This is a genomic window from Clavibacter sp. AC415, from assembly GCF_979252985.1.
Genome location: NZ_CEEDAR010000016.1, coordinates 313,980 through 340,906 on the forward strand (window position 1 = coordinate 313,980; position 26,927 = coordinate 340,906).

The window sequence follows — 26,927 nt, forward strand, 5'->3', positions numbered from 1 at the left end:
GTGTTTTCCTAGTCCCGGTCTCAGCCGACAGTCGTGAAGATGTCGATGGAGCCCGACTTGAGGGAGACGATGGCGCGCTTGGTGTCCTTGCGCTTGCCCATCCCGAACTTGGTCCGGCGGGTCTTGCCCTGCTTGTTGAGCGTGTTGACCGACGCGACCTGCACGCCGAAGATCTTCTCGATCGCGAGCTTGATCTCGGTCTTGTTCGAGCGGGGGTCCACGATGAACGTGTACTTGCCCTGGTCGATCAGGCCGTAGCTCTTCTCGGAGACGACCGGCGCGATGATGATGTCGCGGGGGTCCTTCTGGGTGGCGCTCATGCGGCAACCTCTTCCTTGGCCGTCTTCGACTCGACGAACGCGTCGAACGCGCCCTTCGTGAAGACGATGTCGTCGCTCACGAGCACGTCGTACGCGTTGAGCTGGTCGTAGGACAGCACGTGGACCGTCGGGATGTTGCGCACGCTGCGGAGGCTGACCTCGTCGGTGCGCTCCAGGACGATGAGGACGTGCTTGCTCGTGGCGATGCCCTCGAGCAGCGCGACCACGGTCTTCGTCGAGGGGACGTCTCCGGCGGAGAGGCTCTCGATGACGTGGAGGCGGGCGCCGCGCGCGCGGTCGGAGAGGGCGCCGAGCAGGGCTGCGGCGATCATCTTCTTGGGGGTGCGCTGCGAGTAGTTGCGGGGCGTGGGTCCGTGGACGATGCCACCGCCGGTCATCTGGGGGGCGCGGATCGAGCCCTGACGAGCGCGACCGGTGCCCTTCTGCTTGAACGGCTTGCGACCGGCGCCGGAGACCTCGCCGCGGCCCTTGGTCTTGTGGGTTCCCTGGCGCGCCGCGGCGAGCTGGGCGACGACGACCTGGTGGATGAGCGGGACGTTGGTCTGCACGTCGAAGATCGACGCGGGCAGGTCGACGGAGCCGGTGACTGCACCGGTCGCGTCGAGGACGTCGAGCTGGGTGTCGGTAGCCATGACTACTTCCCCTTCACTGCGTTGCGGACGAAGACGATGCGGCCACGCGCGCCGGGCACTGCGCCCTTGACGAGCAGGAGGCCCTTCTCGGCGTCCACGCTGTGGACGACGAGGTTCAGCACGGTGACGCGCTCGCCGCCCATGCGACCGGCCATGCGCATGCCCTTGAAGACACGGCTGGGGGTCGAGGAGGCGCCGATGGAGCCGGGCTTGCGGTGGTTGCGGTGCGAACCGTGCGAGGCGGAGACGCCCTTGAAGTTGTGGCGCTTCATGACGCCCGCGAAGCCCTTGCCCTTGCTGGTGCCGACGACGTCGACCTTGGTGCCGGCCTCGAAGGCGCCGACCGTGATCTCCTGGCCGAGCGAGTACTCGGCGAAGTCGGCGGTGCGGACCTCGGTGAGGTGGCGGCGCGGCGTGACGCCGGCCTTGTCGAAGTGGCCGGTGCTGGGCTTGTCGGCCTTGCGGGGGTCGATCTGGCCGTAGGCGATCTGGATGGCGCCGTAGCCGTCCACCTCGGGCGTGCGCACCTGGGTGACGACGTTCGGGGTGATCTGCACGACGGTCACGGGGATGAGCTTGTTGTTCTCGTCCCACACCTGCGTCATGCCCAGCTTCGTGCCGAGCAGACCGGTGAAAGTCCTGTTAGCGGTAGACATGGGTTCCCTTAGAGCTTGATCTCGATGTTGACGTCGGCCGGGAGGTCGAGTCGCATGAGCGAGTCGACCGCCTTCGGCGTCGGGTCGACGATGTCGATCAGACGCTTGTGCGTGCGCATCTCGAAGTGCTCGCGGCTGTCCTTGTACTTGTGAGGGGAGCGGATCACGCAGATCACGTTCTTCTCGGTGGGCAGCGGCACCGGGCCGACGACCGTGGCGCCCGCGCGGGTCACCGTGTCGACGATCTTCCGGGCCGAGGAGTCGATGACCGAGTGGTCGTACGACTTCAAGTCGGATGCGGATCTTCTGTCCCGCCATGTGTGACTCTCTCTCTTTCGTGCGTCATGCGGCCTCGGACCGTATTGGACGCGTGTGTCCCTCGCTCGGATCGGGCGCCTCGTGGCGCCGTGATCCGTGGTGCACCCGGGCGCGCATCGTGGGACGCGGCCTCGGGCAGCTCGTGCACCCGCCCGCATGCGGGCGCGGACGAGCGGTGCTCATCCGGTGGGTGTCGTGTGCCTGTGCTCTGCTGCCCGCGGCCTAACCTGCTCCGGGAGCGACGTGCGCTCCGGGCGGCTATGCACTGCCTGGCAGTGATCCGGTGTCTCGCGCGCAGGGCGGCGTGCACCGGAATGTTGAACTAGACGAGTTTGTCATAGTCCGGGCATGCGTGCAACCCGGGCGTGTCGCGCCCACTACCCCGTGTTTCCGGGCCTCGCAGCGCCTGCCGCGAACCCCGCGGAGGGCTCCCTCATCATCGGAAGAGGAGGTTGCGGAGCTCCGTCTCGCCGGAGGCCGGGCGCTGCGGGTCGATGGTGCGGCCGTGGAGGTACTCGTCTACGAGGCGCGGATCCACGTAGCTGTTCTTCGCGATCGTCGGGGTGTTGCTCAGGACCTCCGCGGCGTCGCGGTACGCCTGGGCGAGCGCCTTCTGCCGCTTGCCCTTGGTCTCCTCCGGGCCGTGCTTCGCGAGGCTGATCGCCGCGGCGACGGTGCCGTGCAGCGTGCGGAAGTCCTTCGCGGTGAAGTCGCCGCCCGTGCGCTCGCGCACGTAGTCGTTGATGTCGGCCGCCCCCAGGGGATGCCAGTCGCTCCCGTCCCGGTAGGCGAGCAGCCGCGCGTTCGGCCCGCGGCGCGTCAGGCCATGGATGGCCTCCACGAGGTCCGCGTCCCGGATGTCGCTCGACCACTCCTGGCCGCTCTTCGCGGGGAACTCGAGGTGGACGGTGTCGTCGTGGATCGTGACGTGCGAGCACAGCAGCGTCGACAGCCCGTGGCTGCCGTTCGACTCCGTGTAGCGCTCGCTGCCGACGCGGAGGCTGCCCGTGTCGAGCATCCGGAAGCCGGCGGCGAGGGCCCGCTCGCGCGTGAACCCGTCCTGACGGAGGTGCATCGTGACCTGGCGACGAGCCGCCGGCAGCGACTCCGCCAGCTGCAGGGCGCGGTCGAACTTGATGCGGTCCTTCTGCTCCCGCCAGGTCGGGTGGTAGATGTACTGCCGGCGACCGGCGCTGTCCACGCCCGTCGCCTGCACGTGACCGTTCTCGTACGGGGCGATCCAGACGTCGGTCCACGCGGGCGGGATGCCGAGCCCTTCCATGCGCGCGCGGAGCTGGCGATCGACGACCCGGTTCCCGTCGGAGTCGAGGTACGTCCAGCCCCTGCCGGACCTCTTCCGCGTGTAGCCCTTGCCGTTGGCGTCGCTGCGCCGGAGTCTGACCATCCCTCGAACCTACGCGCCGCGGCGCGAACCGTTCGCCCCCTACCGATCCGGGGACGCCATCCGCAGGCAGCCGTGAGACGGGTCCACTTCCTTAACGGCCGACAGGGCCGGGCCATGACGGCCCGACCCTGTCGGAGGTGGTGCTGGTGGAGCTGGTGGAGCTGGTGCTACTTGACGATCTTCGTGACCGTGCCGGCGCCGACGGTGCGGCCACCCTCACGGATGGCGAAGCCGAGGCCCTCCTCCATGGCGATCGGCTGGATCAGCGCGACGTTCATGTCGGTGGTGTCGCCGGGCATGACCATCTCGGTGCCCTCGGGCAGCGTGATGACGCCGGTGACGTCGGTGGTGCGGAAGTAGAACTGCGGACGGTAGTTCGCGTAGAACGGGTTGTGACGCCCGCCCTCCTCCTTGGAGAGGATGTACGCGGTGCCCTCGAAGTCGGTGTGCGGCGTGACCGAACCCGGCTTGACGATGACCTGGCCGCGCTCGACGTCCTCGCGCTTCGTGCCGCGGAGCAGGAGCCCGCAGTTCTCGCCGGCCCAGGCCTCGTCGAGCTGCTTGTGGAACATCTCGATGCCCGTGACGGTGGTCTTGACGGTGGGACGGATGCCCACGATCTCGACGTCCGAGTTGATGGCGAGCGTGCCGCGCTCGGCGCGACCCGTGACGACGGTTCCACGACCGGTGATCGTGAAGACGTCCTCGACGGGCATGAGGAACGGCTTGTCCTTGTCGCGGACGGGCTCGGGGATGGACTCGTCGACCGCCTCCATGAGCTTGACGATCTGCTCGACCCACTTCTCGTCGCCCTCGAGCGCCTTGAGGCCGGAGACCTGGACGACGGGGGCGTTGTCGCCGTCGAAGTCCTGGCTGGAGAGCAGCTCGCGGACCTCGAGCTCGACGAGCTCGAGGATCTCCTCGTCGTCGACCATGTCGGACTTGTTGAGCGCGACGAGCAGGTACGGCACGCCGACCTGCTTCGCGAGCAGCACGTGCTCGCGCGTCTGGGCCATGGGGCCGTCGGTGGCGGCGACCACGAGGATCGCGCCGTCCATCTGGGCCGCGCCGGTGATCATGTTCTTGATGTAGTCAGCGTGACCCGGGGCGTCGACGTGAGCGTAGTGACGCTTGGGCGTCTCGTACTCGACGTGCGAGATGTTGATCGTGATGCCGCGCTGGCGCTCCTCGGGAGCGGAGTCGATGGACGCGAAGTCGCGCTGCACGTTGGTCGCCGACGGGTACTTGTCCGCCAGGACCTTGGAGATCGCTGCCGTCAGCGTCGTCTTGCCGTGGTCGACGTGACCGATCGTTCCGATGTTGACGTGCGGCTTGGTCCGCTCGAACTTGGCCTTACCCACTGTGGGTCCTCCTCAGGACTCGGTGGCAGGGCGTCCGGTTGTTCCTCGGACGCCCTGCGGATTGGAGATGGTGCTTATGTTACTGAAACGGCGGATGCCGCTCGAACTGGAGGGCTACTCGCCCTTGTTCTTCTGGACGATCTCGTCGGCCACAGCCTTCGGGACCTCGGCGTAGCTGCCGAAGCTCATCGAGTACACCGCACGGCCCGAGGTCTTGCTCCTCAGGTCGCCGACGTAGCCGAACATCTCCGACAGGGGGACGTTCGCCGTGATGACCTTGACGCCGCTGGCGTCCTCCATGGCCTGGATCTGGCCGCGGCGGGAGTTCAGGTCGCCGATGACGTCGCCCATGTACTCCTCGGGCGTGCGGACCTCGACGGCCATGAGCGGCTCGAGCAGCACGGGCTTCGCCTTGCGCGCGGCCTCCTTGAAGGCCATCGAGCCGGCGATCTTGAACGCCATCTCCGAGGAGTCGACGTCGTGCGCGGCGCCGTCGAGCAGCGTCGCCTTCACGCCCACCATGGGGTAGCCCGCGAGGACGCCGACCTGGAGCGCGTCCTGGATGCCCGCGTCGACCGAGGGGATGTACTCCCGCGGGACGCGACCGCCGGTGACCTTGTTGTCGAACTCGTAGGTCTTCTCCGCGGTCACCTCCATGGGCTCGATCTTGATCTGGATCTTGGCGAACTGGCCCGATCCACCCGTCTGCTTCTTATGGGTGAAGTCGTGCTTGTCGACGGTGCCGCGGATGGTCTCGCGGTACGCGACCTGCGGCTTGCCGACGTTCGCCTCGACGTTGAACTCGCGCTTCATGCGGTCGACCAGGATGTCGAGGTGGAGCTCGCCCATGCCCTTGATGACCGTCTGGCCGGTCTCCTGGTTCTGCTCCGTGCGGAAGGTCGGGTCCTCCTCGGCGAGCTTCTGGATGGCGACACCCAGCTTCTCCTGGTCGGCCTTCGTCTTCGGCTCGATCGCGACCTCGATGACGGGCTCGGGGAACGTCATCGACTCGAGGACGATCTGGTCCGTCGGGTCGCAGAGCGTGTCGCCGGTGGTCGTGTCCTTGAGGCCGATGACCGCGTAGATGTGACCGGCGGTGACCGAGTCGACCGGGTTCTCCTTGTTGGAGTGCATCTGGAAGATCTTCCCGATGCGCTCCTCTCTTGCCCTTGGTCGAGTTGATGACCTGCGAGCCGCCCGCGATGGTGCCCGAGTAGACCCGGACGTACGTGAGGCGACCGAAGAACGGGTGCACCGCGACCTTGAACGCCAGAGCCGAGAACGGCTCCGTCGCGTCGGGCTTGCGGATGATGATCTTCTCCTCGTCGCGCACGTCGTGGCCCTCCATGGGAGGCACGTCGAGCGGGCTGGGGAGGTAGTCGATGACCGCGTCGAGCATGGGCTGGACACCGCGGTTCTTGAACGCGGAGCCGCACAGCACGGGGTAGATCTCGCTGTTGACGGTGAGCTTGCGGATGGCGGCCTTGATCTCCGCCACCGTCAGCTCCTCGCCGCCGAAGTACTTCTCGAGCAGCGCGTCGTCGGTCTCGGCGACGGTCTCGAGCAGCTTGGCCCGGTACTCGTCCGCCTTGTCCTGCAGATCCGCGGGGATCTCCTCGATCTCGTACTTCGCACCGAGCTCGACGTCTCCCTTGGAGTCGCCGCGCCAGGTGAGCGCGCGCATCTCGACGAGGTCGATGACGCCCTCGAAGCCGCCCTCGGCGCCGATGGGTAGCTGGATGACCAGCGGCTTCGCGCCGAGGCGGTTCACGATCGTGTCGACCGTGAAGTAGAAGTCGGCACCGAGCTTGTCCATCTTGTTGACGAAGCAGATGCGCGGCACGTCGTACTTGTCGGCCTGGCGCCACACCGTCTCGGACTGGGGCTCGACGCCCTCCTTGCCGTCGAACACGGCGACCGCGCCGTCGAGGACGCGGAGCGAGCGCTCCACCTCGACGGTGAAGTCGACGTGCCCGGGGGTGTCGATGATGTTGATCTGGTTCTTGTTCCAGAAGCACGTCGTCGCGGCGGACGTGATGGTGATGCCGCGCTCCTGCTCCTGGGCCATCCAGTCCATGGTGGCGGCGCCGTCGTGGACCTCGCCGATCTTGTGAGTGATGCCCGTGTAGAACAGGATGCGCTCGGTGGTGGTGGTCTTGCCGGCATCGATGTGAGCCATGATGCCGATGTTGCGGACCTTGTTCAGGTCGGTGAGCACGTCCTGTGCCACAGGTTCCTCCGAAAGGGGTTGGTGGTGCTGTCGAACGAGGTGGTCGACTACCAGCGGTAGTGCGCGAACGCCTTGTTCGACTCGGCCATCTTGTGGGTGTCCTCGCGGCGCTTGACCGCGGCACCGAGGCCGTTGGATGCGTCGAGGATCTCGTTGGTGAGACGCTCGGTCATGGTCTTCTCGCGACGCGACTTGGCGTACGTCGTGAGCCAGCGGAGCGCGAGGGTGTTCGCGCGGTGCGGCTTGACCTCGATCGGCACCTGGTAGGTGGAGCCACCCACGCGGCGCGAGCGGACCTCGAGGGCCGGGCGGACGTTGTCGAGCGCCTTCTTCAGCGTGACGACGGCGTCCTGGCCGTTCTTCGCGGCGACGCCGGCGAGGGCGTCGTAGACGATCTTCTCGGCGAGGCCCTTCTTGCCGTCGAGCAGGATCTTGTTGACGAGCTGGCTGACGATCGGCGCACCGTAGACGGGATCTGCGACGACAGGGCGCTTGGGGGCGGGACCCTTGCGAGGCATTACTTCTTCTCCATCTTCGCGCCGTACCGGCTGCGAGCCTGCTTGCGGTTCTTCACGGCCTGGGTGTCGAGCGCGCCGCGGACGATCTTGTAGCGCACACCGGGGAGGTCCTTCACGCGACCGCCGCGGACGAGCACCATGGAGTGCTCCTGGAGGTTGTGGCCCTCACCGGGGATGTAGGCCGTGACCTCCTGGCCGTTGCTGAGCTTGACGCGCGCGACCTTGCGGAGAGCCGAGTTCGGCTTCTTCGGGGTGGTCGTGTACACGCGGGTGCAGACGCCGCGCTGCTGGGGGTTGGCCTTCAGGGCGGGCGCCTTGGTCTTGACGACCTTGGGCGTGCGGCCCTTGCGGACCAGCTGCTGGATGGTTGGCACTACGGGACTCCTCGATGCTGCACGGTGACAGCGGGTTGATGGTCAGCATTCGACGCCCGCGGACGGGATCGAGTTCAACTGGACCCGCGCGTCCGCCGACCACGGGAGTGGGAGGCGCCGGCGGGTATGCCGTGGGGGCCGGCCGAATGGCCGAACCCTGGTCGGTGCTCTCGTGGCCGGCTCGCGCGCCCCGACTTCACGGCACGACACGAGCGCACGACGAAGCGCACACCCCCGTTACGATACAGTTCCGCGACTCGCCGGTCAAACGGTGGACGAGGGCCCTCGGGCGGCCAGCGCCACGGCTCCGAGGCCGAGGAGCGCCGAGACGCCGAGCACGGCGATGCCGAACGGGTCCACCAGGTGCCGGAGCGCGAAGGCAAGGCTCGCGAACACGTCCGCGCCGCCGAGCAGGTAGACGACGGCTCCCACCAGACCGTAGGCGAGCCACGCCGCGGCGCCCCACGCGACCACGGGCAGCACGGGGATCCTGCGGTCGCGGTCGGCCTCCCGGGCCGTGCGCACGAGCCCGCCCGCGAAGACCAGCGTGGAGCTCACGACCATGAGCGGCCCGAGGAGCACGCCCGCGTCCCGTTCCGGGATGACGTCGTCACCGCCGAGGAGGGCGACGAAGCCGAAGATGCAGACGACGAGCGCGACGTGCATCACCGCGGCCAGGAGGGGGATCACTCCCCCAGCCTGACACGCGTCAGCGGTGGTCCGGCTGCTCTGCCAGCTTGCGGTCGTACTCGGCCCGCGCCTCGACGTTCTTCGCCTTGACCCGGCGGCCCCGGGCGCTGATGCCGGCGCCCAGCCACGTCACGAGCTCGCGGGCGAGGAAGGCGGCCAGGATCCCGTCGGGGAACGTCACCGTGCGCTGGAGCAGCAGTGCCTGCTCCGACGGGGCGAGGTCCATGACGCCGCCCTGCAGCAGGCGGGTGCCGATGTACGCCGCGTACACGAGGAGCGCGACGGGCAGGCCGCCGAGCACGAACGCCCACCACTTGCCGCGGTTGACCAGCAGCGCGAGCAGGACGAAGAAGACGAGGAACGCGATGGTAGGGACGTAGAAGACCGGCGACAGCAGGTACCGGCCGAAGACGTCGCCGAAGGCGTCCGGGTTCTGCACCGACGCGAGGAGCGCGGTGCCGAGCGAGTAGAGCAGGGCGAAGAGGATGGCGGCGACGACGGCGATGAGCACGCCGAAGCCCCGGTTGCCGCGCTTCTGGGGCGGCGTGGGCGCCTGCACGTAGATGGGCTGCGACGACTGGCGGGCGCCCTCCTCGTCGCGGGCCCGGCGGTCGCGCTCGTCGCGCTCGCGGGCGTCGGCGTCGCGCGCCTCGCGCTCGCGGCGCTCCCGGTCCTCGACGTCGCGGCGGCGCGCCTCGGCCTCGCGGGCCTCGGCCTCACGCGCGTCCGCCTCGCGGGCCTCCGCCTCACGCGCCTCCGCCTCACGGGCGTCGCGCTCGCGCGCCTCCGCCTCGCGGGCCTCCGCGTCGCGCGATCCGGAGTCGCGGGCGGCGCGCTCGCGGGCGTCAGCCTCGCGCGCCTCACGCTCGCGGACGGCGCGGTCCTCGTCGACGGGAGCGGCGAACGCCGTCTGGTCGAAGGCGGACGTGTCGGCGTCCGACCGGTCGGCGGGGCCGTCGTCGAACGCGGCGGCGGCACGCTCGTCCGGGTCGCGGGGATCCCGCGGCTGGTCGGCCTCGTCGGGCTGTCGGTGCGGGGCGGGCCTGTCGTCGGTCATGCCACGAACCTACCTCCGGGGGCCTCCGCCGCCCGGGCGCCGTGCCGGTGAGCGGCTAGAAGGGCTCGAGGAGGCGCTGCAGGAACCGGCGGGTGCGCTCCTCGGCCGGGTGCTGCAGCACCTGCGCGGGATGACCGCGCTCGACGACGACGCCGCCGTCCATGAAGACGACCTCGTCGGCCACCTGGCGGGCGAAGGCCAGCTCGTGCGTGACGATGACCATGGTCCACGCCTCGTCGGCGAGCTCCTTGATGACGCTCAGCACCTCGCCCACGAGCTCCGGGTCGAGGGCCGAGGTCGGCTCGTCGAAGAGCAGGATCTGCGGCCGCAGCGCCAGCGCGCGCACGATGCCCACGCGCTGCTGCTGCCCGCCCGAGAGCTGGAACGGGTGCTGGTCGCGCTTGTCGGCGAGGCCCACGCGGGCGAGGAGCTCCTCGGCCTCGCGCGTCGCCTCGGCGACGGGCCGCCGCTGCACCTGCACGGGGCCCTCGATCACGTTCTCCAGCACCGTGCGGTGCGGGAAGAGGTTGTACTGCTGGAAGACCATGGCGCTCCGGTCGCGGAGGGCCAGCAGCTCCCGGGAGCGCGGCTTCGCGCCGAAGTCCACGCGGAGCGCCCCGGCGGTGCCCGCCCGCGAGTCGGCGTCCGCTGCGGCGACCTCCACGACGCCGGCCTCCGGCACCTCGAGGCCGTTGAGCGACCGCAGGACGGTGGTCTTGCCGGAACCGCTGGGGCCGATGAGGGCCGTCACGCCGCCGCGCCGGACCTCGAGATCGATGGAGCGCAGGACCTCGTTGTCGCCGAACGACTTCCGGAGCCCCCGGACCGTGAGGACGGGCTCGCCGGGCGTGCGCGGGGCGACGGGTGCGGGATCAGTGGGCGACATACCGGTCGAGCCTCCTCTCGAGGCGGGTCTGCGCGAAGGAGAGCACGAGGCAGACGAGCCAGTAGATCAGGGCCGCCTCCAGGTACAGGAGCATGTACTCGAACGTCGACGACGCGATGAGCTGCGCCTGCTTGAAGAGCTCCGTCACGAGGATCACCGAGGCGAGGGAGGTGTCCTTCACCAGGCTGATGAACGTGTTCGACAGCGGAGGCACGGAGACGCGGGCCGCCTGCGGGACGATGATGCGCCGGAGCGTCATCGCCCGTGACATGCCGATGGTGTGCCCCGCCTCCCACTGCCCGCGCGGGACGGACAGGATCGACGCCCGGATGATCTCCGCCGCGTAGCCGCCCACGTTCACGGACAGGGCGATGACCGCGCTCGGCCACGGCGGCAGCACCACCCCGATGGACGGCAGCCCGTAGAAGATCACGAACAGCTGCACCAGGAGCGGGGTGCCGCGCACCACCGAGATGTAGGCGCGCGCGATGCCGGAGACCAGCCGGTTGCCGTAGAGCCGCATGAGCGCGAGGCCCAGCGCCAGGGCGAGGCCCAGCGCGAAGGTGACGAGCGCGAGGGGGATGGTGCCGCGGATCGTCTCGAGCGCGAGCGGCCCGATGGACGACCAGAACAGGTCCCACTCCCTCGACATGCGATCCCCTCGTCCGGCTCTACGTCAGCGTACGCGGAGGACTACTGCGAGACGTCCGCGCCGAAGTACCGGTCGGAGATCTCGGCCAGCGTGCCGTCGGCGCGGAGGTCGGCGAGGGCCTGGTCGACCGCGGCCACGAGGTCGTCGCTGCCCTTGCGGAAGACGAACGCGTTGAGCGACGGGTCGTCGGTCTCGGCCGCGACCCGCAGGTCGGAGTCGCCCTGCTGCTTCTGGTAGTCGAGGAGCGTGAGGCGGTCGTTGATGGTGGCGTCCACCCGGCCCTGCTGCAGGAGCGTGACGGCCTGCGCGAAGCCCTCGACGGCCTCGACGCGGGCGCCGCTCTCGGTGGCGAGCTCGTTCCAGTTGCTGGTGAGCGACTGGGCCGTGGTCTTGCCGGCGAGGTCGTCGAAGGAGGAGATGCCCGAGTCCTCGCCCTTGACGATGATCACGCCGGGCGACACGGTGTACGGCTCGGAGAAGTCGTACACGGCCTCGCGCTCGTCCGTGATGGAGATCTGGTTCGCGATGACGTCCCAACGACCCGCCTCGAGGCCCGCGAAGATCCCGTCGAACTGGGTCTCCTCGAAGACGGGCTCCACGCCGAGCTCGCCCGCGACCGCCGTGGCGATGTCGACGTCGTAGCCGGTGAGGGCCCCCGAGCCGGAGCCCTCGTGGAAGGAGAACGGCGAGTAGGTGCCCTCGGTGCCGATCACGAGCTCGCCCGCGGCCTGGACGTCGGAGAGGCTCGTCGCGGCGGCCGGGGAGGCCGACGCGCCGTCGGTCGATCCCGTGGTGCCCGCGTCGCCCGAGGCGCAGCCGGCGAGTCCGAGGGCCGCGACGGCGACGAGGCCCGTGAGGGCGAGGGAGGGGCGGATGCGGGACAGGCGGCTCATGGGGGTCCTTGCGGTCACGGCGGATCCTCGTGCGCGGGATCGCCTCGTGCGGTGCTGTGCGGGTGCGGGGTGCGGCGGCTGATGTGCGGGATCCCTCCGGGATCGCCGACCGCCATGGTCTCAACGCCCGCGCGGAGCCGGTATTCCCATGTCGCCGGATGACGGCGACGGCCGCGCACGACAGCGCGCGACGCGGCTAGAAGAGGGGCTCGGGACCGGTGCCGTCGCGGCCGTCGGCCATCGGCCCGATCTCGCCCTCGAGCTCGAGGAGCCGGAGGTTGACGAAGCGGTCCAGCGCCTGCCGGATGACGGGCGCCAACGGCGCCAGCTCGCGCGCGAGGGCCTGGTCCACGACGCGCTGGATCTCCTCGGCGCGCTCCCCGTAGTCCACGAAGGCGGGCATGCCGAACGGGTGGTCGCGGTACACGGACCCGCGGGTCTCGCGGTAGAGCCGCTCCCGCGCGTCGAGCCCGGCCTCCTCGCGTGCCGTCTCGAGCGCGGCGATGAGGGGGTGGATGGCCGTGTGCGGCGCATCCCGCGGGATGGCCTCCTGGTCGGTGAAGAACGAGGCGTCGCACGCGGGGCACGAACCCGAGCCGCCGCCCGGAGAGGCCGGCGACTCCGTGGCGTAGCGCAGCGCGTGCGCCCGCCAGGCCAGGACCACGTCCTCCAGCATCCGCACGTCGACGCCTCCTCGGGTCCCGGCGGGGACCGCCGTCGGGACCCCACTGTATCGCCGCCCCGCCCCCGGATCGGGAGCACGCGGCGGGAGGCTCCGGAGCGGCATCCGCCGGCCGCACGTGCCCGGGGACGAGGAAGGGCCCCGCCGGAGCGGGGCCCTTCTCATCGTGCGCTCACGCGCCGGCCTGCCTAGTTGTAGGTGCCGGGCGTGTAGTCGTCCGAGCTGAAGCTGTCGAAGTCGACGAAGCTCAGGTCGGACTCGTTGAACACCGACTCATCCGTGAAGATGCGGTTCGGGTAGCGCTCGGCCTTGGCCTCCTCCGTCGCGGTGACGGTGACGTCGCGGTACTTCGCGAGCCCCGTGCCGGCCGGGATCAGCTTGCCGATGATGACGTTCTCCTTGAGGCCCATCAGCGGGTCGGACTTGCCCTCCATGGCGGCCTGCGTGAGCACGCGGGTCGTCTCCTGGAAGGACGCGGCCGACAGCCACGACTCGGTCGCGAGCGAGGCCTTGGTGATGCCCATGACCTCCTGGCGGGCGGAGGCGGTCTTCTTGCCCTCCGTCAGCGTGGCGCGGTTGACCTCGTTGTAGCGGGCCCGGTCGACCAGCTCACCGGGGAGGAGGTCCGTGTCGCCGTGCTCGACGACCGTGACCTTGCGCAGCATCTGCCGCACGATGACCTCGATGTGCTTGTCGTGGATCGGGACGCCCTGCGAGCGGTAGACGCCCTGGACACCGCCCACGAGGTGCTTCTGCACCTCGCGCACGCCCTTGACCCGGAGGACCTCCTTGGGGTCGATGGCGCCGACGTGCAGCTGCTGCCCGAGCTCGACGTGCTGGCCGTCCTCCACGAGGAGGGTGGCCCGCTTGAGCACCGGGTAGATGTGCGGCTCGTCGCCGTTGTCCGGGGTCAGGATCACCTTGCGGCTGCGATCCGTGTCCTCGATCGTGATGCGACCGGCGGCCTCCGCGATGGGCGACGCGCCCTTGGGGGTGCGCGCCTCGAAGAGCTCCTGCACGCGGGGCAGACCCTGCGTGATGTCGTCCGCCGATGCCACACCACCGGTGTGGAAGGTGCGCATCGTGAGCTGCGTGCCGGGCTCGCCGATGGACTGGGCCGCGATGATGCCGACGGCCTCGCCGATGTCGACGAGCTTGCCGGTGGCGAGCGAGCGGCCGTAGCAGGCCGCGCACACGCCGACGGCGGACTCGCAGGTCAGGACCGAGCGCACCTTGATCTCGTGTACGCCGGCAGCGATCAGGTGGTCGATCATGACGTCGCCGACGTCGCTGCCCGCGGGGGCGACGACCTCGCCGGCCTCGTTGACCGCGTCGGCGGCCAGCGAGCGGGCGTACACGGAGTTCTCCACGTTGGAGTCGCGGACCGACGTGCCGTCCGCCGCCTGGGTGGCGATGGGCAGGTCGAGGCCGCGGCCCGTGCCGCAGTCGTCCTCGCGGATGATGACGTCCTGCGACACGTCCACCAGACGACGGGTGAGGTACCCGGAGTCGGCGGTACGCAGCGCGGTGTCGGCCAGTCCCTTGCGAGCGCCGTGGGTGGAGATGAAGTACTCCGCCACCGTCAGGCCCTCGCGGTACGAGTGGACGATCGGGCGGGGGATGATCTCGCCCTTCGGGTTCGACACGAGGCCGCGCATGCCGGCGATCTGGCGGACCTGCATCCAGTTGCCTCGTGCCCCGGAGGACACCATGCGGTTGATGTTGTTGTCGGCGGGGAGGTTGTCCTCCATCGCCTTCGCGACCTCGGCGGTGGCCTTGTTCCAGATCTCGATGAGCTCCTGACGACGCTCGGCGTTCGTCGTGAGGCCCTTCTCGAACTGGCCCTGGACCTTCGCGGCCTGCTTCTCGTAGCCCGACAGGATGGCCGCCTTGGTGGGCGGGGTCAGCACGTCGGAGAGGGCGACCGTGACGCCGGAGCGCGTGGCCCAGTAGAAGCCCGCGTCCTTGATCCGGTCGAGCGCCGCGGCGACCTCCACCTTGGGGTAGCGCTCCGCGAGGTCGTTGACGATCTCGGAGAGCTTGCCCTTGTCGGCGACGGCCTCGATGTAGGGGTAGTCGACCGGCAGGGTCTCGTTGAACAGCGCGCGACCGAGGGTGGTCTCGAGCAGCACGGGACCGACCGTCTTGCCCTTCTCGTCGAGCTCGACGCCCTCGGGCGTCTCGCCCTCGGCGAAGTAGAGGTCGTGCAGGCGGATGCGCACCTTGGCGTTGAGGTCCAGCGAGAGCTGGTCCTTCGCCAGGATGGCCTCGGCCACCGAGCTGAACGCGCGACCCTCACCGGCGACGCCCTCCTTGAGGGTGGTCAGGTGGTGCAGGCCGATGATCATGTCCTGCGTGGGCAGGGTGACCGGGCGTCCGTCGGACGGCTTGAGGATGTTGTTCGAGGCGAGCATGAGGATGCGCGCCTCGGCCTGGGCCTCGACCGACAGGGGCAGGTGGACGGCCATCTGGTCGCCGTCGAAGTCCGCGTTGAACGCGGCGCAGACGAGCGGGTGCAGCTGGATGGCCTTGCCCTCCACGAGCTGGGGCTCGAACGCCTGGATGCCCAGACGGTGGAGCGTGGGCGCGCGGTTGAGCAGCACGGGGCGCTCGCGGATGATCTCCTCGAGCACGTCCCAGACCTGTCCGCGGCTGCGCTCGACCATGCGCTTGGCGGCCTTGATGTTCTGGGCGTGGCTCAGGTCGATCAGGCGCTTGATGACGAACGGCTTGAACAGCTCGAGCGCCATCTGCTTGGGCAGACCGCACTGGTGCAGCTTGAGCTGCGGTCCGACGATGATGACCGAGCGGCCCGAGTAGTCCACGCGCTTGCCGAGCAGGTTCTGGCGGAACCGGCCCTGCTTGCCCTTCAGCATGTCGCTGAGGGACTTGAGCGCGCGGTTGCCGGTGCCCGTGACGGGACGACCGCGACGGCCGTTGTCGAACAGCGCGTCGACGGCCTCCTGCAGCATGCGCTTCTCGTTGTTGACGATGATCTCGGGGGCACCGAGGTCGAGCAGGCGGCGGAGGCGGTTGTTGCGGTTGATGACGCGGCGGTACAGGTCGTTCAGGTCGCTGGTCGCGAAGCGGCCGCCGTCGAGCTGCACCATGGGGCGCAGCTCCGGCGGGATGACCGGGACGACCTGCAGCACCATCGCGGCCGGCGAGTTGCCGGTCGCGAGGAAGGAGCTGACGACGCGCAGGCGCTTGATGGCGCGGATCTTCTTCTGGCCCTTGCCGGTGGCGATCTGCTCGCGGAGCAGCTCCCCCTCGGCCTCGAGGTCGAAGGCCTCCAGGCGCTTCTGGATCGCCTCGGCGCCCATGTGGGCCTCGAAGTAGATGCCGAAGCGGTCCTGCAGCTCGTGGAAGACGGCGTCCTCGGGCTTGAGCTCGCCGACCTTCAGGCTGCGGAACTCCTCCCAGACGCGCTCGAGACGGGAGATGTCCTCGTCGAACGCCTTGCGCGTCTGACCCATCTCCTTCTCGGCGCCGTCCTTCGCGCGGCGCTTCTGGTCGCTCTTGGCACCCTCGGCCTCCAGCGCGGCCAGGTCGGTCTCCAGGCGCCCGAGGCGCTCGGCGATCTGGGAGTCGCGCTGGTCCTGCAGGGTCTTGATCTCGAGCCGGAGCTCGTTCTCGAGGCCCGGCATGTCCTCGTGACGGGCGTCCTCGTCCACGCTGATCACCATGTAGGCGGCGAAGTAGATGACCTTCTCGAGGTCCTTCGGCGCCATGTCGAGCAGGTAGCCGAGGCGCGAGGGCACGCCCTTGAAGTACCAGATGTGCGTGACGGGCGCGGCGAGCTCGATGTGGCCCATGCGCTCGCGGCGGACCGCGGACTTGGTGACCTCGACGCCGCAGCGCTCGCAGACGATGCCCTTGAAGCGCACCCGCTTGTACTTGCCGCAGGAGCACTCCCAGTCGCGGCTCGGCCCGAAGATCTGCTCTCCGAAGAGGCCGTCCTTCTCGGGCTTCAGCGTGCGGTAGTTGATGGTCTCGGGCTTCTTGACCTCACCGTGCGACCAGCGGCGGATGTCGTCGGCCGTCGCGAGGCCGATCCGCAGCTCATCGAAAGTTGTTACGTCGAGCAATTTTCCTTCTCTCCTTGGAAAGCTTCGAGTCGAAAGTCTTGAGCGGGCTTAGATGTCGTCGATGCTGGACGACTCGAAGCGGGTGGAGATGTTGATGCCGAGCTCCTCCGCCGCGCGGAAGACCTCGTCATCCGTGTCGCGCAGGCTGACCGCCTGGCCGTCCGCCGAGAGGACCTCGACGTTCAGGCAGAGGGACTGCATCTCCTTGATCAGGACCTTGAAGGACTCGGGGATACCCGGTTCCTGGATGTTCTCGCCCTTGACGATGGCCTCGTACACCTTCACGCGGCCGAGGATGTCGTCCGACTTGATGGTGAGGAGCTCCTGGAGCGCGTAGGCCGCTCCGTACGCCTCGAGCGCCCACACCTCCATCTCGCCGAACCGCTGGCCGCCGAACTGGGCCTTACCGCCCAGGGGCTGCTGCGTGATCATCGAGTAGGGACCCGTCGAGCGCGCGTGGATCTTGTCGTCCACCAGGTGGTGCAGCTTCAGGATGTACATGTAGCCGACCGAGACGGGCTCCGGGAAAGGCTCGCCGGAGCGGCCGTCGAACAGGCGCGTCTTGCCGCTGGACCCGATGAGGCGGTCGCCGTCGCGGGTGACCGTCGTCGAGTCGAGCAGGCCGGCGATCTCCTCCTCGAGCGCTCCGTCGAACACCGGGGTGGCGACCTTCGTGCCGGGCGCGGCCTGGCGGGCGTGGTCCGGCAGGCGCTCGGCCCACTTGGGCTTGCCCTCGACCTCCCAGCCCTGCTTGGCGATCCACCCGAGGTGGGTCTCCAGGACCTGGCCGAAGTTCATGCGGCCGGGGATGCCGAGCGGGTTGAGGATGACGTCGACCGGGGTCCCGTCGGCGAGGAACGGCATGTCCTCGACCGGCAGGATCTTGGAGATGACGCCCTTGTTGCCGTGACGGCCGGCGAGCTTGTCGCCCTCGGTGATCTTGCGCTTCTGGGCGATGAACACCACGACGCGCTGGTTGACGCCCGAGCCGAGCTCGTCGTCGCCGTCCTGCGAGTCGAAGACCTTGACGCCGATGATCGTGCCCTGCTCGCCGTGGGGCACCTTCAGGGACGTGTCGCGGACCTCGCGGCTCTTCTCGTTGAAGATCGCGCGCAGCAGGCGCTCCTCGGCGCTGAGCTCGGTCTCGCCCTTCGGCGTGACCTTGCCCACGAGGATGTCGCCGGGGCGGACCTCGGCGCCGATGCGGATGATGCCGCGCTCGTCGAGGTCGGCGAGCAGCTCCGGGCTGACGTTGGGGAGGTCGCGGGTGATCTCCTCCTTGCCGAGCTTGGTGTCGCGCGCGTCGACCTCGTACTCCTCGATGTGGATGGAGGAGAGGGTGTCGTCCTTGACCAGGTTCTGGCTCAGGATGATCGCGTCCTCGAAGTTGTGGCCCTCCCACGGCATGAACGCGACGAGCAGGTTCTTGCCGAGCGCGAGCTCGCCGTTCTCCGTGGCGGGGCCGTCGGCGATGACCTCGCCGGCCTCGATGCGGTCGCCGGCCGAGACCAGGACGCGGTGGTTGTAGCTCGTGCCCTGGTTCGAGCGGTCGAACTTGCGCAGGTAGTAGGTCTGCGTGCCGCCCTCGTCGAGCTGGATGGTGACGACCTCGGCCGACACCTCCTGCACTACTCCCGAGGCGTCGGCCGTGAGGACGTCGCCGGCGTCGACCGCCGCGTAGCCCTCCATGCCGGTGCCGACGAGCGGGCTCTCGCTGCGCAGCAGCGGGACGGCCTGACGCTGCATGTTCGCGCCCATGAGGGCCCGGTTCGCGTCGTCGTGCTCGAGGAAGGGGATGAGCGAGGTCGCGACCGACACCATCTGGCGCGGGGAGACGTCCATGTAGTGGACGTTCTCCTTCGCGACGAGCTCCACCTCACCGCCCTTCGGGCGGACGAGGACGCGGTCCTCCGCGAAGCGGAAGTCCTTCGTGAGGGGCGCGTTGGCCTGGGCGACGAGGAACTCGTCCTCCTCGCTGGCCGTGAGGTAGTCGATCTGGTCGGTGACCACGCCGTCGACGACGCGACGGTACGGGGTCTCGATGAAGCCGAACGAGTTGATGCGGGCGAACGACGCCAGCGAGCCGATCAGGCCGATGTTCGGGCCTTCCGGGGTCTCGATGGGGCACATGCGGCCGTAGTGCGACGGGTGGACGTCGCGGACCTCGACGCCGGCGCGCTCACGGGACAGACCACCCGGGCCGAGCGCCGAGAGGCGGCGCTTGTGGGTGAGGCCCGCGAGCGGGTTGTTCTGGTCCATGAACTGCGACAGCTGGCTCGTGCCGAAGAACTCCTTGATCGCGGCGACGACGGGGCGCACGTTGATCAGGGTCTGGGGCGTGATGGCCTCGATGTCCTGCGTGGTCATGCGCTCGCGGACGACGCGCTCCATGCGGGACAGGCCGGTGCGCACCTGGTTCTGGATGAGCTCGCCGACCGCGCGGATGCGGCGGTTGCCGAAGTGGTCGATGTCGTCGACGTCGAGGCGGAGCTCGACGGGCTTGCCGTCGCGCGTGCCGCCCATCTTCGTCTCGTTCGCGTGCAGCGAGACGAGGTACTTGATGGTGGCGAGGATGTCCTCGACCGTCAGCACCGAGTCGGTGAGCTGCTTGTCGATGCCGAGCTTGCGGTTGATCTTGTAGCGACCCACCTTCGCCAGGTCGTAGCGCTTCGGGTTGAAGTAGAAGTTGTCGAGCAGCGCGCGCGCGGCCTCGGCGGCGACCTGCTCGCCCGGACGGAGCTTGCGGTAGATGTCCTTGAGGGCCTCCTCCTTGGTGAGGATGGAGTCCTTCTCGAGCGTGAGCTCGATGGACGCGACGCCCTTGAACTCCTCGAGGATCTGCTCGCTGGTGAGGCCGAGGGCCTTCAGGAAGACGGTGACCGACTGCTTGCGCTTGCGGTCGATGCGGACGCCGACCTGGTCGCGCTTGTCGATCTCGAACTCGAGCCAGGCGCCGCGGGAGGGGATGACGCGGGCGGAGTAGATGTCCTTGTCGGACGTCTTCTCCTGCTGGCGCTCGAAGTACACGCCCGGGGAGCGGACGAGCTGGGACACGACGACACGCTCGGTGCCGTTGATGATGAACGTGCCCTTCTCCGTCATGAGGGGGAAGTCGCCCATGAACACCGTCTGGGTCTTGATCTCGCCCGTGAGGTGGTTCATGAACTCGGCCTCGACGTACAGGGGGGCGGAGTAGGTCTTGCCGCGCTCCTTGCACTCGTCGATGGAGTACTTCTGCTCCTCGAGGTACGGGTTGGTGAACCCGAGCTGCATGGTCTCGCCCAGGTCCTCGATGGGGGAGATCTCCTCGAAGATCTCCTCGAGGCCGGAGTTGAGGGCCAGGTCGGTGCGGCCCTGTGCGGTGCCCTCCTCGACGCGCCGCTTCCACACGTCCGAGCCGACGAGCCAGTCGAAGCTCTCGGTCTGCAGGGCGAGCAGGTCGGGGACGGTGAGGGTGTCAGTGATCTTCGCGAACGAGAGCCGCGATGCGTCGCGACCGTTCTGGGGAGTGGGAGTTGCGTTGCGCGCAGCAGCCAAGGAAATTACCTCCGTGGGCCCCGTCGGGCTCCGATGTCGTCGATACGCCGAGACCGACCCGGGTTGTCACCCGTGCCGATCCTGATGGAGTTGCTCGCCACACCTCGCGGGATGGGCTCGGGACGGACCCGAGCGCACACGAATGACCGACCGCAATATGAAGGCAAAGGGAGTGGGAGCGCAAAGGATCACCATACGGGTCGCGACGCGCCATGTCCAGCGGAATCTTGCATCCTCGGCGTGTCTCGGTGTATAACGTCCGGTCGCGCGGATCCGGGCCGTCCCGCCGCGGGTACCGTCGGGGCATGAGCGCTCCCTGGCACGTGACCCCCGGCGGCCCCTCCCACGCGCACCGGGCGGGCGACGTGGAGATCCGGAAGGCGTCCGTCGGCCCCATGGACAACGACGCGTACCTCCTCACCGACCTCGACTCCGGCGAGCGCCTGCTCGTGGACGCGGCGGCCGACGTCGACCGGCTGCTCGCCCTCGTGGCGGAGCCGGATCCCGCCGGCCGCCTGGCCGTCGTCGTCACCACCCACGGCCACCTGGACCACCACGGCGCGCTCGCGGCCGCGCTCGACGCGACGGACGCGTCCTCGGCCGCGGGCGCCGCCGACGCGGGCGACCTGCCCGTCGACCCCGACCGGCGGCTCGCCCACGGGGACGAGGTGGCGTTCGGCGGCGTGTCCGTCGAGGTGGTCGCGCTCCGCGGGCACACCCCCGGCGGCGTGGCGCTCGTGCTGCAGCCGGGCGACGGGAGCACGCACCTCTTCACGGGCGACTCGCTCTTCCCGGGAGGGGTCGGGAACACGGGCGGCGACGCGGCGCGCTTCCGGCAGCTCATGGACGACGTGGAGGAGCGCCTCTTCGCCCGCTTCCCCGACGACGCGCACGTGCATCCCGGCCACGGCGACTCGACCACGCTCGGCGCCGAGCGCGGGTCCCTCGCCGCATGGCGCGAGCGCGGCTGGTGACGGGACGCCGGGCGCCGTCCCGCGACCGGGCCGTGCGCGCGGGGCTCGCCTAGGCTGAGGAGATGCCCGAGCACCCGTCGACCGTCCTGGCCCTCAGCGGGCACCGGGCCGTCATCGAGCCCGACCGCTTCGTGCCGGGCGCGTACCAGCTCGTGGTCGACGGCACCCCGCAGTCGCACGTGAACATGGACGACCCGGGCGAGCTGTTCTTCGAGTACGTCCAGCGCATGGGGCACGTCATCGACCTGGTGGGCGAGCCCGGCGAGGCGATCACCGCCCTGCACCTCGGCGCCGGCGCGCTCACCATCCCCCGGTACGTCGAGGCGACGCGTCCCGGATCCCGCCAGCAGGTGATCGAGCTCGAGCAGGACCTCGTGGACCTCGTGCGGGAGCACCTGCCGTGGTCGCGGAGGGCCTCCATCCGGCTGCGCTACGGCGACGCGCGCGAGGTGCTGGGGCGCCTGCCCCAGGGGCTCCGCGGATCCGTCGACCTCGTCGTCGTGGACGTCTTCAGCGGCGCCCGCACGCCCGCCCACATCACGAGCCGCGAGTTCCACGCCGAGGCCGCGGCCTTCCTCGCGCCCGGCGGGATCATGACCGTCAACGTCGCCGACGGCCACGGGCTCGCCTTCGCCCGCGGGCAGGCCGCGACGATCCAGGACGTGCTCCCGCACGTGGCCGCGCTCGCGGAGACGCAGGTGCTGAAGGGCCGCCGGTTCGGCAACGTCGTGCTCGCGGCCTCGGCCACGCCCCTCCCTCTGGACTTCGTGCCCCGCCTGCTGGCGGGCGGCCCGCACCCCGCGAAGGTCGTCGAGGGCCGCGAGCTCGCCGACTTCATCGCGGGCGCCTCCGTCGTCACCGACGCCACCGCCGTGCCCTCGCCCTCCCCCGCCCGCAGCATCTTCCAGACGAGGCCCTGACCGGCCTCCCGGTCGCCGACGACCGCCGATCCACCGGAGTCACCATGAACCGCCGCTCCCGCACCCGCCCCGCGCGCCTCGCCGTGCTCGGGATCGCCGCCCTGGTCGCGCTCACGGGCTGCACCAACGACGACGGCTCGCCCGTCGACGTCCGCGCGACCGAGCCGCCCGCGCCCTCCCCCACCAGCACCGTCGCGATGCCGGCGGGCGTGGCGCCCTCCGGGACGCCGACCGCGATCACGACGGGCCTCGTGTCCCCGTGGTCCGTCGCCCAGCTGCCCACCGGCGCCCTCCTCGTCAGCGAGCGGGACACCTCGCGCATCGTCGAGGTGCTCGCCGACGGCACCACCCGCGTCGCGGGCACCGTGGCCGGGGTCGGGCCGCAGGGCGAGGGCGGGCTGCTCGGCATCGCGGCGCGCGAGGCGGACGGGCGCACGCAGCTGTACGCGTACTTCACGAGCTCCACGGACAACCGCATCGTGCGCATGGACGTCACCGGCGCCCCGGGATCGCTGGGGCTCGGCGCGCCCGAGGAGATCGTGACGGGCGTCCCGCGCGACAGCAACCACAACGGCGGGCGCATCGCGTTCGGACCGGACGGGATGCTCTACGCGACCACGGGCGACGCGAACCTCCGCGACGCCGCGCAGGACCCCATCTCGCTGGCGGGCAAGATCCTCCGCCTCACGCCCGACGGGCAGGGCCCCGAGGACAACCCGACGCCCGGATCGCCCGTCTACTCGATGGGCCACCGGAACCCGCAGGGCATCGCCTGGGACGCCGAGGGCAACCTGTGGTCGGCCGAGTTCGGGCAGGACGCCTGGGACGAGCTGAACCTCATCGAGCCGGGCGGGAACTACGGCTGGCCCGTCGTGGAGGGCGCGACCGACGACGCCGCGGGCGGCATGTACATCGACCCGGTCCGGCAGTGGGCCACCGACGACGCCAGCCCGAGCGGCATCGCCGTCTCCGGCGACACGATCTTCATGGCGGGCCTCGGCGGCGAGCGCCTCTGGGTGATCCGCCCGGGCGCCGTGCCCACCGACCCCATCCCGGACGACCGCGTGACGGAGTTCTACACCCGCGAGTTCGGGCGGATCCGGGACGTGCAGGCCGCCCCGGACGGGACGCTGCGCATGCTCACGAACAACACCGACGGGCGCGGGACGCCACGCGAGGGCGACGACAAGCTGCTCCGGGTCGAGCTCATGCCGATCCAGGCGGGATAATCTCTTCCTCGTGACAGGCACCGCGATCATCATCGGCTACGACAGGGACACCCTCCGGGAGAAGGTGGACCTGCGGGCTGCCGGCGATCGGCTGGACGAGCTCGAGAACCTCCGCAGCCTCTCCGCCATCACCGAGAAGGTCGCGCTGCTGCGCATGCTCGGCCGTCTCGACGAGGCGTGGGACATGGCGAACGCGGCCGTGCGCCAGGCGCGCTTCACCGGCGACCAGGGAGACCCTGCTCGCGTGCCGCATCCGCCGCGCGCAGGTGCAGCAGTACCAGGGCAAGCTCGACATCGCGCTCCAGGACCTCGGCGGCTGCGTCGACGAGGCGCGCGCCCACGAGTGGTTCGCGCTCGAGGCGTTCGCGCTGCAGCACCGCGGCAAGGTGCACTTCGACCGCGGCGACTACCGCCACGCGCTCAGCGACTTCGAGGACGCCTACACGCTGCGCACCCGCGAGGGCCTGCCGAGCGACCAGCTCGAGAGCTCGGCGCTCGCGATCGACGTCGCCAAGGAGCGCATCGCCGCCCAGCCCGCGTGATGGGCCCGCTCCCTCCCCGGCCGCGGACGGCCGGCCGTGGCTGACCTCGCCCGCGTGCGGATCTGGGCCGAGGCCCTGATCGCGCTGCACCTCGACCCGTCGTGGTCGTTCGAGTTCGACCACGCCCGGACGCGCGCCGGCGCCTGCCACTACGGCGACCGCCGGATCACCGTCTCCCGTCATCTCGCCGGGCGGTTCGAGGACGACGAGATCCACCAGGTGCTGCTGCACGAGGTCGCGCACGCGCTCGCCGGGTCCCGCGCCGGCCACGGCCCGCGGTGGAAGGCCCAGGCGGCGGAGCTCGGCTACGAGGGGTCGCGGCTGCACTCCGGCCAGGTGGCCGAGGAGCTCGCGCCCTGGGTGGGCGCGTGCCCCGCCGGGCATGCGCACTTCCGCTACCGGAAGCCCACCCGCCCTCTCGCCTGCGGGGTGTGCTCGCGCCGCTTCGACGCCGCGCACCTGATCGCCTGGACCCGGCGGGCGGTGCCGTCCGGCGTCGCCGCGCCGTCCGCCCGCGAGGGCGCCGCGTGAGCCGGGCGCCCGGATCCGAGCGGCCTACCGGCCAGTGGATCACCGACCCGGACGGCCTGCGCTGGTTCCTCGACACGGGCGCCGTGAGCCTCGACCTCGCCTACACGGGGTCCCTCGGGGATCCCGCGCCGCGCGAGACGCTGCCGGACGCCGCGGCCCTCGGCACGTGGCTGAGCGAGCACCTCGCTCCCGTGTCCGAGCCGACCGAGCGCGACCTCGCGGACGCCCGCACGCTCCGGCAGGCCGTCGGGGACATCGCGTCCGCCCTGGCCGACGGCGGCGAGCCGGCGCCCCGGGACGTGGACGTCCTGAACCTGTACGCGGCCACGCCCGACCTGCCGCCCGCGCTCGGCGGCGGATCCCGCCAGGCCGGCCGCGCGCTCGCCCGGCCGGCGCAGGCGCTGGCGACCGCGGCGCGCGACGCGGTCGTGGTCTTCGGGGCGGGATCCGAGCGGATCCACCGCTGCTCGGCGGAGGACTGCACCGTCCTCTACCTCGACACGACGCGCTCGGGCACCCGGCGGTGGTGCTCGATGCGGCGCTGCGGGAACCGCGCGAAGGTGCGCGCCCACCGCGCACGGCAGCTGCGGGAGCGGCGCACGGGGATCCCGGCGCGCGTGGTGCCGCAGCGATCCACCGGCCCCGCCGACCCCCGCCCGGCGCCCTCCGGGGACGCCGACGGCCCGGGAGCCTGAGCTCCCGGGCCGTAGCGGCCGATCCGCGTCACTCGCCGACGCGGACCTCCTTCCAGAACGCGACGTAGCCGCTGTAGTCGCGGCCGACGCGGTCGAACGACGACGGGATGGGCGTCGGGTACGACCAGGCGCGGTCCTGCAGCAGGGTGTCGCCGTCCTTCACGGAGTAGTACTGCGTGTCGCCCTTCCACGGGCAGTGGTAGGGCGTGGAGCTCTCCGTGAGGAGCGACATGTCCACGCTCTGCGGCGGGAAGTACCAGTTGCCCTCGATCTCGATGAGCTCGTCCTTCGGGGCCTCGGCGACGGTGACGCCGTTGAGCTGTGCCTTCATGTGATGACCTTCCGGTTCCGGTTCCGGGCGTCGTGACGGTGCGGCGCCTGCTGCACAGGGGAACACACGCTCCTGGGCGCCCATTCCGCGACGACCGCGAGCGGATGCCGCCGACGCAGCGCGGGCGTGCCGGGGTCCGCGACCGCTCAGGCGTCGCGGTGGAGGCGGTGCACGACGACGTCGGCCGGTCCGGCGGCGAGCGACGCGGACACCAGCGCGCCGTGCCCGGCGGCGTCGAGCCGACGGGCGGAGACGCCCGCGGTCATGAGGTGCCCGACGGCCGGGCGCAGCTGCTGGTACGCGGCGCAGGCCACGGCGGCCTCCGGGGACGACGCGTCGAGGCCGAGGGCTGCCAGCGCGTCGACCACGGCGCCGGCGGCGAGCTGGTCCTCGGCGCACGCCCGCCAGGACCCGTCGGCCTCGACCGCGCCCGCGGCGACGACGGCCACGTACGCACGGCGGCCGAGCGCCTCCTGGAGGGCGAGGATCCACGCGGCGACGGCGGTCGCGTCGGCGAGCCCCGCGCTCACCACGGCCGGCCGCGCCGGCATGGTCGCGAGCACCTCGTCGCGGCGGGCGGCGGTGGGCGGCGGGACGGAGGGCAGGGCGTCGACCCAGACGATGACGTCGGCGCCGCCGGCGATGCGGCGGGCGCCGGCCACGCCGCCGTCGAGCCGGACCTGGTAGCGGGCCTGCGTCGACGGGTCGGGGTGCGCGGCGTCAGCGGAGGAGGTCACGATCCGATGCTACGGGCGTCCACGGGCCCGCACCTCCGCGGATGACGCGGCGGGACGGCTCGGGCGCCCCGCGGCGCATGGCCTGGCGGATCACCTCGAAGTCGTCGCGGGAGATCTCGAGGAGCCCGGGCGCGAGCTTCCGGCCCCACTCGAGGGCGTCGCGCGTGAAGTCGAGCACGGGCACGAGCGGGCGGATGGGGGCGTCGACCGCGCCGAGGTCCCAGTCCATGCGCCGCCGCCACGGGCGCCACTCGCCCACGCGGCCCTGGTAGGGGGCGGCGTCGGCGACGCGGCCGATGGCGGTGAAGGAGCGCAGGAGCTGCCCGTCCGGGTAGGACTCGCGCGGCGAGTAGTAGACGAAGCCGTCGGCCTCGCCGAGCCGCTCGACGGGCTCGCGCGCCCCGCGGTTGACCTGCGCGATGCCGAGGTCCAGGCCGTCGAGCACGCGGTCGCGCGAGACGACGCCCACCCAGTACCTGATCATGTCCGTCCCATCCTGTCCCACGGCGGCCGGCCGTCGGGCACGCCCAGCCGCGCGGAGCACACTGGGGTCATGCGCGTGCTGCTGAAGACCATCCTCGACTGCGATCCCGACGCCGCCTGGCGCGCGCTCCACTCGCCGACCGTCATGCGGGAGGTCGCAGCCGC

24 protein-coding genes and 2 pseudogenes are annotated in these 26,927 nt (G+C 70.5%); 6 read left to right on the forward strand and 20 right to left on the reverse strand.

Going from position 1 to position 26,927, the window contains the following annotated elements; translation table 11 throughout:
* Nucleotides 1–20: 20 nt before the first annotated feature.
* From rplW to rpoB, 17 genes and pseudogenes are all read right to left on the reverse strand, one after another.
* Nucleotides 21–320: a 50S ribosomal protein L23 gene (gene rplW, locus ACZ411_RS09045; protein ID WP_012039304.1), complete on the reverse strand. Its 300-nt coding sequence runs from the start codon at nt 318–320 to the stop codon at nt 21–23.
* Complete coding sequence (gene rplD / locus ACZ411_RS09050; protein ID WP_012297755.1) at nt 317–973, reverse strand: 50S ribosomal protein L4; 657 nt, start codon at nt 971–973, stop codon at nt 317–319. Before rplD ends, rplW begins: the two co-directional genes overlap by 4 nt.
* Before the next feature lie 2 nt (nt 974–975).
* Complete coding sequence (gene rplC / locus ACZ411_RS09055) at nt 976–1,629, reverse strand: 50S ribosomal protein L3 (protein ID WP_094116588.1); 654 nt, start codon at nt 1,627–1,629, stop codon at nt 976–978.
* An 8-nt stretch (nt 1,630–1,637) separates the two neighbouring features.
* Nucleotides 1,638–1,947 (reverse strand): annotated as a pseudogene (rpsJ, locus tag ACZ411_RS09060) (30S ribosomal protein S10).
* Between the two features lie 436 nt (nt 1,948–2,383).
* Nucleotides 2,384–3,352, reverse strand: a complete 969-nt coding sequence (locus tag ACZ411_RS09065; protein WP_464170040.1) for a DNA topoisomerase IB — start codon at nt 3,350–3,352, stop codon at nt 2,384–2,386.
* A 167-nt stretch (nt 3,353–3,519) separates the two neighbouring features.
* On the reverse strand, nt 3,520–4,713 hold the full coding sequence (tuf, locus tag ACZ411_RS09070) for an elongation factor Tu (protein WP_043584326.1): 1,194 nt from the start codon (nt 4,711–4,713) through the stop codon (nt 3,520–3,522).
* Nucleotides 4,714–4,827: 114 nt separating this feature from the next.
* Nucleotides 4,828–6,943, reverse strand: a pseudogene (gene fusA / locus ACZ411_RS09075) (elongation factor G).
* Nucleotides 6,944–6,990: 47 nt separating this feature from the next.
* The gene (rpsG, locus tag ACZ411_RS09080) at nt 6,991–7,461 is read right to left on the reverse strand and encodes a 30S ribosomal protein S7 (RefSeq protein ID WP_012039311.1); all 471 of its coding nucleotides are present in this window, start codon (nt 7,459–7,461) and stop codon (nt 6,991–6,993) included.
* Nucleotides 7,461–7,835 carry a 30S ribosomal protein S12 gene (gene rpsL, locus ACZ411_RS09085; RefSeq protein ID WP_012039312.1) on the reverse strand — a complete coding sequence of 125 codons (375 nt, stop codon included), beginning with the start codon at nt 7,833–7,835 and terminating at the stop codon, nt 7,461–7,463. The genes rpsG and rpsL overlap by 1 nt, the downstream gene beginning before the upstream one ends.
* Before the next feature lie 264 nt (nt 7,836–8,099).
* Nucleotides 8,100–8,525, reverse strand: a complete 426-nt coding sequence (locus ACZ411_RS09090; protein WP_258070172.1) for a DUF6121 family protein — start codon at nt 8,523–8,525, stop codon at nt 8,100–8,102.
* 19 nt (nt 8,526–8,544) lie between these two features.
* Nucleotides 8,545–9,582 (reverse strand): DMT family transporter, encoded by a 1,038-nt coding sequence (locus tag ACZ411_RS09095; RefSeq protein WP_464170046.1) that lies wholly within the window; start codon nt 9,580–9,582, stop codon nt 8,545–8,547.
* A gap of 55 nt (nt 9,583–9,637) precedes the next feature.
* Nucleotides 9,638–10,468, reverse strand: coding sequence for an amino acid ABC transporter ATP-binding protein (locus tag ACZ411_RS09100; protein ID WP_464170048.1), 831 nt, complete (start codon nt 10,466–10,468; stop codon nt 9,638–9,640).
* Entirely contained in the window at nt 10,455–11,120 is a 666-nt protein-coding gene (locus tag ACZ411_RS09105; protein WP_094116593.1) for an amino acid ABC transporter permease, read from the reverse strand. Before ACZ411_RS09105 ends, ACZ411_RS09100 begins: the two co-directional genes overlap by 14 nt.
* A 41-nt stretch (nt 11,121–11,161) precedes the next feature.
* Nucleotides 11,162–12,013, reverse strand: coding sequence for an amino acid ABC transporter substrate-binding protein (locus tag ACZ411_RS09110; protein ID WP_094116594.1), 852 nt, complete (start codon nt 12,011–12,013; stop codon nt 11,162–11,164).
* A 196-nt stretch (nt 12,014–12,209) separates the two neighbouring features.
* Nucleotides 12,210–12,689, reverse strand: coding sequence for a hypothetical protein (locus ACZ411_RS09115; protein WP_258070176.1), 480 nt, complete (start codon nt 12,687–12,689; stop codon nt 12,210–12,212).
* A gap of 194 nt (nt 12,690–12,883) precedes the next feature.
* On the reverse strand, nt 12,884–16,783 hold the full coding sequence (locus ACZ411_RS09120) for a DNA-directed RNA polymerase subunit beta' (RefSeq protein ID WP_094116596.1): 3,900 nt from the start codon (nt 16,781–16,783) through the stop codon (nt 12,884–12,886).
* Between the two features lie 48 nt (nt 16,784–16,831).
* Nucleotides 16,832–20,320: a DNA-directed RNA polymerase subunit beta gene (gene rpoB / locus ACZ411_RS09125; RefSeq protein WP_104289923.1), complete on the reverse strand. Its 3,489-nt coding sequence runs from the start codon at nt 20,318–20,320 to the stop codon at nt 16,832–16,834.
* Between the two features lie 305 nt (nt 20,321–20,625).
* On the opposite strand from rpoB, the gene ACZ411_RS09130 reads away from it, so the two are divergent.
* The 6 genes from ACZ411_RS09130 (at nt 20,626) to ACZ411_RS09155 (ending at nt 25,211) form a co-directional block, all read left to right on the forward strand.
* Entirely contained in the window at nt 20,626–21,294 is a 669-nt protein-coding gene (locus tag ACZ411_RS09130; protein WP_464170051.1) for an MBL fold metallo-hydrolase, read from the forward strand.
* Nucleotides 21,295–21,356: 62 nt separating this feature from the next.
* A complete protein-coding gene (locus tag ACZ411_RS09135) occupies nt 21,357–22,214 on the forward strand; it encodes a spermidine synthase (protein WP_094116598.1) in 858 nt (285 codons plus the stop codon).
* 44 nt (nt 22,215–22,258) lie between these two features.
* A complete protein-coding gene (locus ACZ411_RS09140; protein WP_464170053.1) occupies nt 22,259–23,443 on the forward strand; it encodes a PQQ-dependent sugar dehydrogenase in 1,185 nt (394 codons plus the stop codon).
* 266 nt (nt 23,444–23,709) lie between these two features.
* Entirely contained in the window at nt 23,710–23,985 is a 276-nt protein-coding gene (locus ACZ411_RS09145; RefSeq protein ID WP_464170055.1) for a hypothetical protein, read from the forward strand.
* A gap of 36 nt (nt 23,986–24,021) precedes the next feature.
* Nucleotides 24,022–24,516, forward strand: a complete 495-nt coding sequence (locus ACZ411_RS09150) for a SprT-like domain-containing protein (protein ID WP_464170057.1) — start codon at nt 24,022–24,024, stop codon at nt 24,514–24,516.
* The gene (locus ACZ411_RS09155) at nt 24,513–25,211 is read left to right on the forward strand and encodes a CGNR zinc finger domain-containing protein (protein ID WP_104289918.1); all 699 of its coding nucleotides are present in this window, start codon (nt 24,513–24,515) and stop codon (nt 25,209–25,211) included. Before ACZ411_RS09150 ends, ACZ411_RS09155 begins: the two co-directional genes overlap by 4 nt.
* A 28-nt stretch (nt 25,212–25,239) precedes the next feature.
* Here ACZ411_RS09155 and ACZ411_RS09160 read toward each other — a convergent pair whose 3' ends face one another.
* The 3 genes from ACZ411_RS09160 to ACZ411_RS09170 all read right to left on the reverse strand — a co-directional run bounded on the left by ACZ411_RS09160 (nt 25,240) and on the right by ACZ411_RS09170 (nt 26,763).
* Nucleotides 25,240–25,542 carry a DUF427 domain-containing protein gene (locus ACZ411_RS09160; RefSeq protein WP_094116603.1) on the reverse strand — a complete coding sequence of 101 codons (303 nt, stop codon included), beginning with the start codon at nt 25,540–25,542 and terminating at the stop codon, nt 25,240–25,242.
* Nucleotides 25,543–25,688: 146 nt separating this feature from the next.
* Nucleotides 25,689–26,279, reverse strand: a complete 591-nt coding sequence (locus ACZ411_RS09165) for a hypothetical protein (protein ID WP_104289917.1) — start codon at nt 26,277–26,279, stop codon at nt 25,689–25,691.
* Entirely contained in the window at nt 26,263–26,763 is a 501-nt protein-coding gene (locus ACZ411_RS09170) for an EVE domain-containing protein (protein ID WP_104289916.1), read from the reverse strand. Before ACZ411_RS09170 ends, ACZ411_RS09165 begins: the two co-directional genes overlap by 17 nt.
* Between the last annotated feature and the right edge of the window lie 164 nt (nt 26,764–26,927).